At 70.0% G+C, this 12987-nt stretch carries 13 protein-coding genes; 6 read left to right on the plus strand and 7 right to left on the minus strand.

Annotation, left to right across the window (positions count from 1 at the left end; genetic code table 11):
* The first annotated feature begins 68 nt into the window (after positions 1–68).
* Positions 69–1847 carry an ABC transporter ATP-binding protein gene (locus AAHM41_RS02700; protein ID WP_342234963.1) on the plus strand — a complete coding sequence of 593 codons (1779 nt, stop codon included), beginning with the start codon at positions 69–71 and terminating at the stop codon, positions 1845–1847.
* Positions 1848–1982: 135 nt separating this feature from the next.
* Here the strand turns inward: AAHM41_RS02700 and AAHM41_RS02705 are convergent, their stop codons facing one another.
* The 5 genes from AAHM41_RS02705 to AAHM41_RS02725 form a co-directional block, all read right to left on the minus strand.
* The gene (locus tag AAHM41_RS02705; protein WP_342234964.1) at positions 1983–3572 is read right to left on the minus strand and encodes an ABC transporter substrate-binding protein; all 1590 of its coding nucleotides are present in this window, start codon (positions 3570–3572) and stop codon (positions 1983–1985) included.
* A gap of 92 nt (positions 3573–3664) precedes the next feature.
* Positions 3665–5983 (minus strand): glycoside hydrolase, encoded by a 2319-nt coding sequence (locus AAHM41_RS02710; protein ID WP_342235036.1) that lies wholly within the window; start codon positions 5981–5983, stop codon positions 3665–3667.
* A 47-nt stretch (positions 5984–6030) separates the two neighbouring features.
* Entirely contained in the window at positions 6031–7038 is a 1008-nt protein-coding gene (locus AAHM41_RS02715; protein WP_342234965.1) for an FAD-dependent oxidoreductase, read from the minus strand.
* Positions 7023–7289, minus strand: coding sequence for an FAD-dependent oxidoreductase (locus AAHM41_RS02720; RefSeq protein ID WP_342234966.1), 267 nt, complete (start codon positions 7287–7289; stop codon positions 7023–7025). Before AAHM41_RS02720 ends, AAHM41_RS02715 begins: the two co-directional genes overlap by 16 nt.
* A gap of 7 nt (positions 7290–7296) precedes the next feature.
* A complete protein-coding gene (locus AAHM41_RS02725; RefSeq protein ID WP_342234967.1) occupies positions 7297–8172 on the minus strand; it encodes a polyphosphate kinase 2 family protein in 876 nt (291 codons plus the stop codon).
* A gap of 112 nt (positions 8173–8284) precedes the next feature.
* On the opposite strand from AAHM41_RS02725, the gene AAHM41_RS02730 reads away from it, so the two are divergent.
* The 5 genes from AAHM41_RS02730 to minE all read left to right on the plus strand — a co-directional run bounded on the left by AAHM41_RS02730 (position 8285) and on the right by minE (position 11910).
* On the plus strand, positions 8285–8863 hold the full coding sequence (locus tag AAHM41_RS02730; protein ID WP_342234968.1) for a histidine phosphatase family protein: 579 nt from the start codon (positions 8285–8287) through the stop codon (positions 8861–8863).
* A 221-nt stretch (positions 8864–9084) separates the two neighbouring features.
* Positions 9085–9786: an RluA family pseudouridine synthase gene (locus AAHM41_RS02735; RefSeq protein WP_342234969.1), complete on the plus strand. Its 702-nt coding sequence runs from the start codon at positions 9085–9087 to the stop codon at positions 9784–9786.
* Positions 9787–10079: 293 nt separating this feature from the next.
* Entirely contained in the window at positions 10080–10796 is a 717-nt protein-coding gene (gene minC, locus AAHM41_RS02740) for a septum site-determining protein MinC (RefSeq protein ID WP_342234970.1), read from the plus strand.
* A gap of 23 nt (positions 10797–10819) precedes the next feature.
* On the plus strand, positions 10820–11635 hold the full coding sequence (gene minD / locus AAHM41_RS02745; RefSeq protein WP_342234971.1) for a septum site-determining protein MinD: 816 nt from the start codon (positions 10820–10822) through the stop codon (positions 11633–11635).
* Entirely contained in the window at positions 11632–11910 is a 279-nt protein-coding gene (gene minE / locus AAHM41_RS02750; protein WP_342234972.1) for a cell division topological specificity factor MinE, read from the plus strand. The genes minD and minE overlap by 4 nt, the downstream gene beginning before the upstream one ends.
* 108 nt (positions 11911–12018) lie before the next feature.
* On the opposite strand, the gene AAHM41_RS02755 is transcribed toward minE, so the two are convergent.
* Positions 12019–12165, minus strand: coding sequence for a hypothetical protein (locus tag AAHM41_RS02755; RefSeq protein ID WP_342234973.1), 147 nt, complete (start codon positions 12163–12165; stop codon positions 12019–12021).
* Entirely contained in the window at positions 12156–12815 is a 660-nt protein-coding gene (locus AAHM41_RS02760) for a class I SAM-dependent methyltransferase (RefSeq protein WP_342234974.1), read from the minus strand. The genes AAHM41_RS02755 and AAHM41_RS02760 overlap by 10 nt, the downstream gene beginning before the upstream one ends.
* Between the last annotated feature and the right edge of the window lie 172 nt (positions 12816–12987).

Raw genomic sequence — 12987 nt, forward strand, 5'->3', positions numbered from 1 at the left:
CCTCCCGCAAGGGGAGGGGGGACTAGGAGTGAGGCGTCCCGGGACCGCATCGACGGAATCCGCGCGCCATGACCGGACCAGGTTCCCCCCTCCTCCAGGTCCGCAATCTCAGCACCCAGGTGGCGACGCCGGCGGGGCCGAAGCTGGTGGTGGAGGATCTGAGCTTCGACCTGGACCCCGGCGAGACGCTGTGCGTCGCCGGGGAATCGGGCAGCGGCAAGTCGATGACCTCGCTGTCGATCATGGGGTTGCTGCCGCAGCCCATGGCCCGGGTCGCCGGCGGCCAGGTGCTGCTGGAGGGCCGGGACCTGCTGGCGCTGCCCGAACGGCAGATGCGGCGGGTGCGCGGCGGCGAGATCGCGATGATCTTCCAGGAGCCGATGACCAGCCTGAACCCGGTGATGTCGGTCGGCCGGCAGATCGCCGAGGCGATCCGCGCGCATCGCCAGGTCGACGGTGCCGAAGCCCGGCGGCTGGCCCTGGAAGCGCTGGAGGCGGTGCGCATCGCCGAGCCCGAGCGGCGGCTGCGGCAGCATCCGCACGAGCTGTCCGGCGGCATGCGGCAGCGGGTGATGATCGCCATGGCGCTGGCCTGCCGGCCCAAGCTGCTGATCGCCGACGAGCCGACCACGGCGCTGGACGTCACCATCCAGGCCCAGATCCTGGAGCTGATGCGAGACCTGCGGCGCCAGTTCGGCACCGCCCTGATCCTGATCACCCATGACATGGGCGTGGTGGCCGAGATGGCCGACCGGGTGGTGGTGATGCACCAGGGCCGGGTGGTCGAGAGCGGCCCGGTGGTGCCGCTGTTCGAGGCGCCGCGCCAGGACTACACAAGGCAGCTGCTGGCCGCCGTGCCGAAGCTGGGGCAGCTGGCCGGCCGAGATGCGCCGCTGCGCGCCGACGCCCCTGCCCTGCCCGCGGCGAACCAGCCGGTGATCGAGGTCAAGGACCTGACCGTCCGCTTCGATATCGCCGGCGGGCTGCTGCAGCGCACGGTCAAGCGCGTGCATGCCGTGGAGAGCCTCTCTTTCACATTGAATCCCGGCGAGACGCTGGCCCTGGTCGGCGAGAGCGGCTGCGGCAAGTCCACCACCGGCAAGGCCCTGATGGGGCTGGTGCCCTGGCGCGGCTCGATCCGCATCGCCGGGGCCGAGGCCGCCGGCCTCGGGCCGACCGCGCTGAAGCCGCTGCGCCGGAACATCCAGATGGTGTTCCAGGATCCCTACGCCTCGCTCGATCCGCGCATGACCGTGGGCGGGCTGGTGGCCGAGCCGCTGGTGATCCACGGCCTGGCCAGGGGCGGCGAGCTGGCCGACCGCGTCGAATGGCTGTTCCGCCGGGTCGGGCTGGAGCCGGAGCTGCGCCACCGCCACCCGCATGAATTCTCCGGCGGCCAGCGCCAGCGCATCTGCATCGCCCGGGCGCTGAGCCTGTCGCCCAAGGCGATCATCGCCGACGAATCCGTCTCCGCCCTCGACGTCTCGGTCCAGGCCCGGGTGTTGGACCTGCTGCACGAGCTGCAGGCCGATCTCGGCCTCGCCTATCTCTTCATCTCGCACGACATGGCGGTGGTGGAGCAGATCAGCCACCGGGTGGCGGTGATGTATCTCGGCCAGATCGTCGAGACCGGCACCCGCCGCCAGATCTTCGAGGACGCGCGCCACCCCTACACCCGGACGCTGATGCAGGCCGTGCCGATCGCCGACCCGCGCCGCCGCCGCGACCATTTCCAGCGCCTGTCCGGCGAGGTCCCGAGCCCGGTGCGGCCGGTGGACCACACGCCGGTGCTGGTCGACCTCGCCGATGTCGGCGGCGGGCACATGGTGGCGCGGGAGGCGGCGTAACGGGCCTCCAAATAAGGTCGTCATTGCGAGCGTAGCGAAGCAATCCAGGGCAGCAAGAGCGGAGACATGGATTGCTTCGTCGGCTTCGCCTCCTCGCAATGACGGATCGGGAGCCCGATCACCGGCTCGCCGATATCACTCCTTCTTCCCCTGCCAGAAGAAGTCGTTCTCCGTGCCCGGGCCCCAGACCAGGCCCTGGACGGTCTTGCGCGCGGCGACCGCCTCCACCTGTTGGAACATGAAGGCATAGGGACCGGTCTCGCGGATCTTGCGCTGCAGGTCCCCGTACATCGCCTGGCGCTTGGCGGTGTCGGTCTCCAGCACCGCGGCCTCGGTCTCCTTGGTCAGCTCGGGGATGTCCCAGGCCGTGCGCCACGCCGTCGTCTTCATCGGCGGATTTTCGCCGTTGTCGACATTCATGCCGAAGTTCTGGGCGTTGGTGTGCGGGTCCTGGTAGTCCGGGCCCCAGCGGCCGATTGCGGTCTGGTATTTGCGGGACCGGACCTTGCTGGTCTGCTGCTTGTCGTCCGAGGCGATGATCTGGAGGTCCACCCCCGCCTTGGCGAAGGTCGCCTGGATCGATTGCGCCATCTCCAGATAGGGCGACCCGTTCGGCACGTCGATGCTGATCTTGAAGCCGTCCGGATAACCGCCCTGCGCCAGCAGCTGCCTGGCCTTGTCGACGTCGAGCTTGAACGGCATGTCGTCGAGGGCGCCGAGGAAGCCCTTGGGCAGGAAGTTCTCATGCGGAACCGCGAGGCCCTTCATGAAGCTGTCGGCCATGCCCTGGTAGTCGATCAGGGATTTCAGAGCCTGGCGCACCTCGACCTTCTTCAGCGGCTCGGTCTGGGTGTTCATCGACAGGTACCAGATGGTGCCGCGCGGCACTTCCTGCACCGTGACGTCCGGGTTCGACTTCAGCGACTCCAGCTGCTCGCCGGTAAGGCCGCGGGCGATGTCGACATCGCCCTTCTGCAGCAGCAGCAGCTGTGAGGTCGGGTCCAGCACATGGCGGAAGAAGATCCGCTTGAAGCCCGGCTTGCCCCGCCAGTAGTCGTCGAACCGGTTCATCACCAGGCTCTCATTCGGCTTCCAGCCGCCGAGCTCGTAGGGGCCGGAGCCGGCGGAATGGGTGTTCAGCCAGTCATGGCCGAAATCGCCGTTCTTGGCGTTCGCCTCCACGATCTTGGAATCGACCACCGAGGAGACCGTGGCGCTGAGGCAGTTCAGCACGAAGCTGGGCGCGTAGGCCTTGTCGGTCTTGAACACCAGTGTCCGCGCATCCGGCGCCGTGACCATGGCGTCGACATTCTCCGCGGTCAGGCCGAACTGGCCGACGATGAAGGCCGGCGACAGGTTCAGCTTGATGGCGCGGCGGATCGAATAGGCCGCATCCTCGGCCGTCAGCGGGTTGCCGGAGTGGAACTTGACCCCGTCGCGGATCTTGAAGCTGTAGGTGGTGCCATCATCGGCGACGGTCCAGCTCTCGGCGATGCCGGGCAGGAAGTTCGCCGGATCCTGGGCGTTGTAGTAGATCAACCGGTCATAGACCTGGTTGACGTATTCGGTGGTCGAGAATTCGAACACCTCGGCCGGATCGAGCGTGATGATGTCGTCGATGCGATAGGCCTGGACCAGCGTGTCCTTCGGCGTCTCGGCCCCGGCCGGCAAGGCCGCGCAGCCGAGCAGGATCGCGGCGATGGCGCCGCGAAGGATTGTTCTCATTTGGATGCACCCCCTGTTTGCTGGGCAGGCCGATGGTAGGCCCGCCTCCCAACGCCGACTAGGCGGATTCGCTCAGGATTTTGCGCATCCGCCTACTTTGGGTAGCGGAAGAGAGGGCCGGCCTCGATCACCTGCGGCCCCTGTCCCGACGCGGCGATCCGGGCGGCCTGGGCCGGCAGCGTCGTGCCGTCGTCCAGTCTCCGCGGCTTGGTGTCGAAGTTCACGGTGACCGCCGTGCCGTCGCCGAAGGTCGAGCGCTGCAGCAGCCGGTCGGGCGACAGCACCGCGAAATCCGTCATCGGCCGGGTGAAGACCCGTTCGTGCAGCGGCCGGAACACCCGGTCGTAAGCGGCAATCATCGGCAGGTCGCCGTCCAGCACCGAAGCGTTCAGGTGGTAGAGCGGCGGCACGGCGTAGAGCAGTTGAAGCAGCGCCGTGGCCTCGCGCTGGTCCGAGAACTTCAGCGAGCCGTATTCCCAGTGATGGGTGGTGACGACGCTGTCGTGCAGCGCGATCTCGTAGAGCGGCAGGCGGAAGCGCGGATCGGCGACGACGCGCGCGATCTCCGGCTTCAGTCTGGCCGGGCTGAAGTAGAGCGACGGCGTCTCCGGCGGCCAGTAGTTGCCGCGGTAGAAGGGCGACCCCTTGTCCTTCATCTCCGCCACCATCCAGGCGAAGGGCTGGGTGGTCATGCCGTGGGCGAAGGCGATCTGCGGCGCGAACAGTGCGGAGCCGCCCTCGCTGCCGACGACGAGGCCGAGCGAGGCCGCATAGGCCAGGCGGCGGCGGCGCGCCTCGGCGTCCTGTGCCTGGCTGGTCTCGCGGCCCGGGGCATAGTCGTCGAACACCAGGCCGGCGGCGTCGACGTCGAGGAACAGGCTGTCCAGGCCCGCCGCCTTGGCCACCGCCGCGATCCGCCGCCGGGCGTAGGGCTCCGCCGCCACCGCGCTGGCATAGACGCCGCGGCCGGCGAAGCCGGTGACGGTCTTGCCATTCCTGTCGACATAGCCGGCGGCGGCGAGGTCGGCGCCCATCTGCGCCGTCGGCCAGGTCTCGGGCAGGTCCAGCGGATGGGCGCTGCCGTAGCTGTCATAGGCGCCGACGAGGTAGCCGGCAGCCTTGGCGGCAACCACCGCCTCCGGGTGCCACAGCGCATCGCGCCAGTCCTCGACGCCGAGCCAGGCATGGGTGAGACCGGCCTTCTGCAGCGCCGCGACGGTGTCGAGCGACAGCCCGCCGCCCCAGCGCTCCGGCGGCGCCAGCAGCGGGCCGAAGGCCTCGGTCAGAGCGGCGCGCAGAGGGCCGGCGGCCCAGGCCGCCTCCGCCGCCGGATCATGCCCGCCCGGCAGCGGATCGACCGGCGCCATCGGCACGGCCCGGCGCAGGGCATCGTTGACCGCGCGGGTCAGCGCCGCCCGGCTGTAGGCCGAGACGAAGCCGCCGGCGCCGGCGGCGTCCTTGAACGCATCCTCGAACGCTTGGCGACCCTCCGCATCGAAGGCTTGCCACAGCCGGCCGGCCAGATGCGCGCCATCGCCCTTCTTCTGCTGGACCAGCCGGACGAAGGCGCGCCACTGCAGCACGTCCTCCGGCTTCAGCGGCCCCTTGCCCCAGAGATAGATGTGCGGGCCGCCGCCGAGCCGGGCGACATCCGGCGGGGCGGCGATCTTGTCCGTCAGCGAGACGAAGCCGCCGCTGGCCTGCAGCCAGGCGCGATAGGCCTTCGCCCCCGCCAGCGGGTCGGCCGGCCCCGGCACGATGCGGACGACATAGGGCGCGCCCGGCGCCAGGCGGGTGAAGTCGTGCGCCAGCACGGGTCGCGGCCGGCCGGCGTCTTCGACGACGGCGAACCAGGTGTTGAACGGCGTCTCGACCAGCCAGGTGATCGAGTGGTCGTCCCGCAGCTCGGTCCAGAACGGCATCGACAGCTGCTCGGTCAGGTCGGCGGGCTCGTAGCGCCGGGTCAGCCAGTCGAGCCAGGCGGGATCGTCGGCCGGGATGTAGCTGCCCTCGCCGAAGGGCATGGCATAGGCGGTGATCGCCGCCGGGTCGGCGGTCTGCGGCCAGGCCAGGGTCGCCGGCCGGTCGGAGCGGATCGACAGGCGCAGCGCCCCGCCCTCGACCGCCGCCTCGATCGTATAGGCATCGCTGCCCGCCGCGAGCCGCCATCCCTGGCCGGTCCGGTCCGTCACCTGTCCCGGGTCCATGGCCGGGACGGCCAGCGCCGCCTCCTCCCCACCGTCCGGGCGGAACGACACCCCCAGCGTCGCCGGGTCGATCGTGAATGTCCCCGCCGGAGCCGCCAGGACAACCGCGTCGGCCGCCAGGACGGAACCGGGCAGGATGCCCAGCAGCATCGTGACCATGGCGAGCGCCACCCGCGGCACGACGTCGATCATCCGTTCAACCATACTCACCTATCACATCAGGAATATGTCATATTCGATTGATAATTATATCATCTTACCTCAAGAGCACGACCAGAAATCCGGTCCGGCATTCCCGCCAGGGCGGCAGGCGTCGCGGCCGCGAAGGGGCCGAGGGCGAGGCCGGCGAAAGTCTCGACCATCCGGCGGCGCAGCCAGGGCACCCGCGTCGACGGATGGAAGGCCAGGTCGCGGAAGGTCCCGATCCAGCGCTGGTCGGACTGGAAGGCCGGGGTCAGCAGCGCGCTCATGCGCTGGTAGAAGCGGATGTGCCGCCGGCGCCGCGCGGCATAGGCGGCCAGGGCCGCTGGAATGTCCGGCGCGGCCGCCAGCGCATCGGCCAGGGCGGCGCCGTCCAGCATCGCCATGGTCACGCCGGCACCGAGCTGCGGGCTGGTCGAATGAGCGGCGTCGCCGATGAAGGCGATGCGGTCGCCGAAGGGCTGGCGCAGCGTCGCCTGGGCGTAGCGGGCGAGCGTCAGCTGGGCCGGGTCGGTGATGCCGGCGATCACCGGCTCGATCTCGGGCCAGAGGTCGAGGACCCGACGCCGCCACGCCCCGATCCCCGCCGCCACCAGGGCCGGATGCTCCGCCACCCTGAGGCTCCAGAACAGGATGGCGCGCGGGACGTCGTCGCCCGGCATCCGCCCGACCGGCAGCAGGCCGAGCATCTCGCGCGCTGCGCGGAAGCGCTGCTCCAGCCGGTCGAGCCACAGCCCCGCGGCCGGCACGGTCGCCCAGACCGCGCCATAGGCGTAGGGGCGCGGCCGGACGGGGGCACGGGCGAGCGGGCGCAACGCCGAGCCGCTGCCGGTGGCATCGACCACCAGGTCGACCGCCGGCAGGCGGCGGCCGGCGGCGGTGACCGGCACGGGCCGGCCCTCCGCATCGGCCGCCAGCGCGGCGATCTCGACCCCGGTCTCAACCGGGACGCGGCGCACGGCGGCCGCCTGCCACAGCACCTCGAAGATCGCGGCGCGATGGATCGCCAAGCCGTGCAGGGCCGGATCGACCGCGGCGTAGCTCAGGTCGAACACCACCCGGCCCGAGGGCTCGGACCGGGCATAGAGCCCGTCGATCGGCTGGCCGTAGGCCAGGGCGGCGTCGAGCGCGCCGATCCGGCCAGCGCGGCCAGGCCGGCGGGCTGCAGCATCAGCCCGGCGCCGATCGGCCGCGGCTCCGGGACGCGTTCGAGCAGCCGCACCCGGTGGCCGGCATCGTGCAGGAAGCAGGCGGCGGCCAGCCCGGCCGGGCCGCAGCCGCAGACGGCGATCGACAGAGGGTCGTTCACGATGGGGCTATTCGTTCTCCAGCGCCGCCCGGGCGGCCTGCAGCTTGTCGGCCTGCTCCGGCTCGACCTTCGGATAGGCGAGGCCCAGCCCCTCCACCGCGTCGACGATGGCGGCGGCGACTGCCAGGCGGGTGAACCATTTGCTGTCGGCCGGCACCACATGCCAGGGTGCGTGCGGCGTGGCGGTGGCCCGGATCATCTCCTCATAGGCCTTCATGTAGTCGGGCCAGAGCTGGCGCTCCGCCACGTCCGAGGGCTGGAACTTCCAGTGCTTCTCCGGCTCGTCCAGCCGCTCCAGGAAGCGCTTCTTCTGCTCCTCCTTCGAGACGTTGAGGAAGAACTTCAGCACCAGCGTGCCGTTGCGGGCCAGATAGCGCTCGAAGGCGTTGATGTCCTCGAACCGCTCCTTCCAGATCTTCTTGGTTACCAGCTTCGGCGGTAGGTGCTGGGCGCCCAGGATGGCGGGGTGCACCCGGACCACCAGCACCTCCTCGTAATAGGAGCGGTTGAAGATGCCGATCCGCCCCCGCTCCGGCAGGTGCCTGGTGGTGCGCCACATGAAGTCGTGGTCCAGCTCCTCGGTCGAGGGCTGCTTGAAGGAGGTGACCTGGCAGCCCTGCGGGTTGATCCCGGACATCACGTGCTTGATGGTGCTGTCCTTGCCGGCCGCGTCCATCGCCTGGAAGATCAGCAGCACCGACCAGCGGTCCTGGGCGTAGAGCTTGTCCTGCATCTCCGCCAGCTTGGCGACGCTCTGGGCCAGCGCCTCCTGCGCCACCGCCTTGTCGTCCAGCCAGGTATCCGCCGGGTCCCAGTCCTTCAGGCGGAAGCCGTCACCGTCCTCGATCCGGTACCGCTTCGCCAGCTTGCCCAGCTCGACCATTCGTTTCCCTCCCCGATCGATGCGCGCCGAGGCGGCGCATGACGATCGATGCAGGAATTTCGTCGGTCTGGCAAATCGGAGATGATGCCGCGCCTTCCGCAGCGAGGACCGCATGGCCCGGCACGTCCATGTCATCACCCATCCCGACGTGCTGATCGACCCGGCCGTGCCGGTGTCGGACTGGCCGCTGTCGGAGCGCGGCCGCAGCCGCATGCGGGCGGTGCTGGAGCAACCCTGGGCGCCACGGCTGCGCAGCCTGTTCTGCAGCACCGAGCGCAAGGCCCGTGACGGCGCGGCCATCCTCGCCGAGGGGCTCGGCCTGCCGGTCACGGAGCTGGAGACTCTCAGCGAAAACGACCGTTCCTCAACCGGTTATCTGCCGAAGCTCGAGTTCGAAGCGATGGCCGACGCTTTCTTCGCACGGCCGCAGGAGAGCGTGCGCGGATGGGAGCGGGCGGCCGACGCCCAGCGCCGTATCGTCGCCGCGGTGGACGAGGTCCTCCGCCGGGCGCCGGCCGAAGGCGACATTGCCATCATCTCGCATGGCGGCGTCGGGGCGCTGCTGCTGTGCCATCTGCAGGGCCGGCCGATCAGCCGCGCGGCCGACCAGCCTGCGGGCCAGGGCGGCCACCACTATGCCTTCACGGCGGAGAATCGACGCCTGCTGCACGGCTGGCAGCCGATAGACTAACAATCGTTTTTTATCAGATTGTTATAGCATTATTTTAAAGTTAACCGAGGATACTCTGGACTTTCCCCTTCATTGCGTGCGCAGCGAAGCAAGCCATCCCGCCGCTCTCTCGGCGACATGGATTGCCGCGCCCCTTCGGGGCTCGCAATGACGGTGAAGAATCGTCGGCACCCTTTCCTGCTCCCATTGCGCTTGCCATCTCCCGGTGCGATGACGCCGGGATGATCGCCGCCCCGACCGATGATGAGATCCTGGCCCGCCTGCTGTACCGCGACGGGCTGATGCTGATCCTCAACAAGCCGGCCGGGTTGCCGGTGCATGCCGGGCCGAAGGGCGGGCCGGTGCTGGACCACCATCTCGACGCGCTGCGCTTTGGCCTGCCGCATCCGCCCGCCCTCGCCCACCGTCTCGACAAGGACACCAGCGGCTGCCTGGTGCTGGGCCGGCACCGCAAGGCCACGGTGACGCTGGGCGAGCTGTTCGCCTCCGGCCGGGTGGCGAAGACCTATTGGGCGGTGGTCGAGGGCGGCCCGGCCGAGGACGAAGGCTGCATCGACCTGCCGCTGGCCAAGCGGTCGGCGCAGCGCGGCTGGTGGATGAAGGTCGACCCCGCCGGCCAGCCGGCTCAGAGCGAGTTCCGCGTGCTGGGCCGCGCCGAGGGCCTGGCCTGGCTGGAGCTGCGGCCGCTGACCGGACGCACCCATCAGCTGCGGCTGCACTGCTCCGCCTCCGGCTTCCCGATCCTGGGCGACGCCATCTACGGTACCGCCGGCCGTGGGCCGGAGGCCCCGCCGCTGCACCTGCACGCCCGGGCGGTGTCGGTGCCGCTGTACCCGAAGAAGCCGCCGGTCGCCGCCGAGGCGCCGCCGCCGCCCCATCTCGCCGAGACCCTGCGCCGCTTCGACGCCGGCGCCGCCGACTGATCGTCCGCCACGATTGCGTCCGACACATCCCCGTCAGCTCCGAGTCGCCCGGCGCTCCCGCTGACTTGCTGTCCCCCGAGGATCCCCGCGCCGGGACTCGGCGAGGCGACTCCGCCGGCGGCCCGGGTGGCGAAAGCTTTGCAAACCGGGCGGGATAGAAGGGACCGCGACACAACACATGGCGGCTCAGGCCGCTGGGAACCACAACCTGTTGCATATCCGGATCGAACCGGGTTGAATGGTCGCGAACCCCTTTGTTGACGGCCGGATCGCGCCCGGCTACGCCCCTGACCGTGACAACAGCAGCCCGCACCACCCGCCCCGCCATCCGCTTCCGTGGTCGCTCCTTCATGGCGCTCGTCCTGGCGCCGGAGCCGCCGATCACCGACTGGCTCACCGAGCTCGACGCCCAGATCCAGCGCTCGCCTGCGTTCTTCCAGGGCCGACCGGTGGTGGTCGACCTGTCGGCCCTGCCGATGCGCAAGCAGGACCTGGCGGCGCTGATCGAGGACCTGCAGCAGCGCGACATCCGCCTGATCGGGATCGAGGGCGCCGACCCGGCCTGGCTCGGCTCCGAGGCCTGGGGCCTGCCGCCGCTGATGACCGGCAGCCGCCCCGCCGGGATGATCGAGGTGCCGGACGGCGCCCAGGCCGCGGCGCCGTCGGCCGAGGCGCGGCCCGCCGCCTCGCTGCTGCTGGACCGTCCGGTGCGCTCCGGCCAGTCGGTGATCTTCCCCGAAGGCGACGTCACGGTCGTGGGGTCGGTCGCATCGGGCGCCGAGATCATCGCCGGCGGGTCGATCCACGTGTACGGCACGCTGCGCGGCCGGGCGATCGCGGGCTCAACCGGCAACGGCCGCGCCCGGATCTTCTGCCGCAAGCTCGAGGCCGAGCTGCTGGCCATCGACGGTCTCTACAAGACCGCGGACGACATGGAGCCGAAGCTGCGCGGCAGGGCGGTGCAGGCTTGGCTGGACGGCGACGCCATGGTTCTGGCGGCCCTGGACTGAGACAAAAGAGGAGAGCGGCAAGTATGGCCAAGGTCTTGGTCGTGACATCCGGAAAAGGCGGCGTCGGCAAGACGACCTCCACCGCGGCGCTGGGCGCGGCCTTGGCCCAGAGCGGGCAGAACGTCGTCGTCGTCGACTTCGATGTCGGCCTGCGCAATCTCGACCTGGTGATGGGGTCGGAGCGCCGCGTGGTGTTCGACCTGATCAACGTGGTCCAGGGCGACGCCAAGCTGCCGCAGGCGCTGATCCGCGACAAGCGCATCGACACCCTGTCGCTGCTGGCCGCGTCGCAGACCCGCGACAAGGACGCCCTGACCATGGAGGGCGTGTCGCGCGTCATCGGCGAGCTGAAGGAGAAGTTCGACTGGGTGATCTGCGACAGCCCGGCCGGCATCGAGAAGGGCGCGGTGCTGGCGATGCGCCACGCCGACATGGCGGTGGTGGTGACAAACCCCGAGGTCTCCTCGGTGCGTGATTCGGACCGGATCATCGGCCTGCTCGATTCCAAGACCGAGCGCGCCGAGAAGGGCGAGCGGGTCGAGAAGCACCTGCTGCTGACCCGCTACGACCCGGCGCGGGCCGAGCGCGGCGAGATGCTGAAGACCGAGGACGTGCTGGAGATCCTGTCGATCCCGCTGCTCGGCATCATCCCGGAGAGCGAGGAGGTGTTGCGGGCCTCGAACATGGGCGCGCCGGTCACCCTCAACGCCCCGCTGAGCGCCCCGGCCCGGGCCTATTCCGACGCGGCGAAGCGCCTGAGGGGCGAGACCCTCGAGATGACGGTCCCGAGCGACAGGAAGGGTATCTTCGCCAAGCTGTTCGGCCGGAGGGTCGCATGAGCCTGTTCAGCTTCTTCACCAAGCGCAACTCCGCCCCGGTGGCGCGGGAGCGGCTGCAGATCCTGCTGGCGCATGAGCGGTCGGTGATCGGCGGGCGCTCCGACCTGGTGGCGATCCTGCAGGAGGAGATCCTGGCGGTGATCGCCAAGCACATCGCGATCGACCGCGAGAAGGTGCAGGTCAAGCTCGACCGCGGCAATTCCGTGTCGACGCTCGAGGTCGACATCGAGATCCCGACCCCGGCGGGGCCTGCCCGGATCGCGGCGCAGGGCTGAGCGAAGCCGGTCTCACGCAGAAGGGGCGATGCGGAAGGCCCCGGCGAGATGCCGCTCCGGCCATGGCGACAGTCGGCCGGGCTCCTCCCCAAGGCGGCCTCGACGGCGTCAGCCCTTCACCGCCTCGATGGTGAGGCTGAGCGGCAGGTTCGGCCGGTCCGCCGGCATCCGCCACAGCCCGTCCGTTCCCTGCATCAGGCACGGCCACATCTGCCAGGCGGCGGCGTCATGCTCGCGCAGCGCCGTCAGCCGCATCCCGGCCGCCAGCAGCGCGCCGACGATGGCGCCGAGCGGATGGTCCCATTCGACCGAGCGGGTGTGGGTGAAGACGGCGTCGCGGTCGGCGTAGCTGCCCTGCCCCTCGAACTCGATCGGCGCGTCGCGGAAATAGACATCGGCGCCTCGGTGCCGGCCTGGTCCAGCGCCCGCGCCGCCGGATGGCCGTCGAGGAAATAGAGCCGCCCGCCGGGCTTCAGCAGCGCCGCCACCGCCTGCGCCCAGCGGACGATGTCGGGCAGCCAGATGATCGTGCCCCAGCTGGTGAAGACGAGGTCGTGGACGCCCTCGCCGAGCAGGCGCGGCGCGTCATAGACGTCGCCTTCGACGAACTCGGCGCCGCTGCCGGTCTCGGCCGCCAGGGCCCGGGCCGCGGCGATCGCTTTGGCAGAGAAATCGAGGCCGGTAACCCGCGCACCGCGCCGGGCGAGGTACATCGTGTCCATGCCGAAATGGCACTGCAGATGGGCCACGCGCAGCCCGGCGATGTCCCCGATCTCCGCCGCCTCGATCGGCCCCAGATCGGTCTCGCCGCGCCGGAAACCGTCGACATTGTAGAAGGCGGAGCGGAGATGGACCGCGACCCTCTCGTCCCAATTGGCCCGGTTGAGCGCAACGCCCTCATGCATCGGTTCCTCCCCCAGGCTGCATCGTCTGAGCCAGGCTTCTACCACAAAGGGAACAGACGTAGGTTGGGTTCGCCTTGGGCGAACCCAACCTTGCGATGGCTGCGATTCCTCGGATCAAACCCTGGGACGGACTCTCTCCCGGATCGGCATCTGGAAGCACAGGCTGTAGCCG

The organism is Inquilinus sp. OTU3971, from assembly GCF_038440215.1.

Coding starts and splice junctions, on each gene's coding strand:
- AAHM41_RS02710 (WP_342235036.1), bottom strand. CDS start 5,983: ATGGTTGAACGGATGATCGACGTCGTGCCGCGGGTGGCGCTCGCCATG.
- AAHM41_RS02735 (WP_342234969.1), top strand. CDS start 9,085: ATGATCGCCGCCCCGACCGATGATGAGATCCTGGCCCGCCTGCTGTAC.
- AAHM41_RS02755 (WP_342234973.1), bottom strand. CDS start 12,165: ATGCGGCTGACGGCGCTGCGCGAGCATGACGCCGCCGCCTGGCAGATG.
- minE (WP_342234972.1), top strand. CDS start 11,632: ATGAGCCTGTTCAGCTTCTTCACCAAGCGCAACTCCGCCCCGGTGGCG.
- minD (WP_342234971.1), top strand. CDS start 10,820: ATGGCCAAGGTCTTGGTCGTGACATCCGGAAAAGGCGGCGTCGGCAAG.
- AAHM41_RS02725 (WP_342234967.1), bottom strand. CDS start 8,172: ATGGTCGAGCTGGGCAAGCTGGCGAAGCGGTACCGGATCGAGGACGGT.
- AAHM41_RS02730 (WP_342234968.1), top strand. CDS start 8,285: ATGGCCCGGCACGTCCATGTCATCACCCATCCCGACGTGCTGATCGAC.
- AAHM41_RS02700 (WP_342234963.1), top strand. CDS start 69: ATGACCGGACCAGGTTCCCCCCTCCTCCAGGTCCGCAATCTCAGCACC.
- AAHM41_RS02705 (WP_342234964.1), bottom strand. CDS start 3,572: ATGAGAACAATCCTTCGCGGCGCCATCGCCGCGATCCTGCTCGGCTGC.
- AAHM41_RS02760 (WP_342234974.1), bottom strand. CDS start 12,815: ATGCATGAGGGCGTTGCGCTCAACCGGGCCAATTGGGACGAGAGGGTC.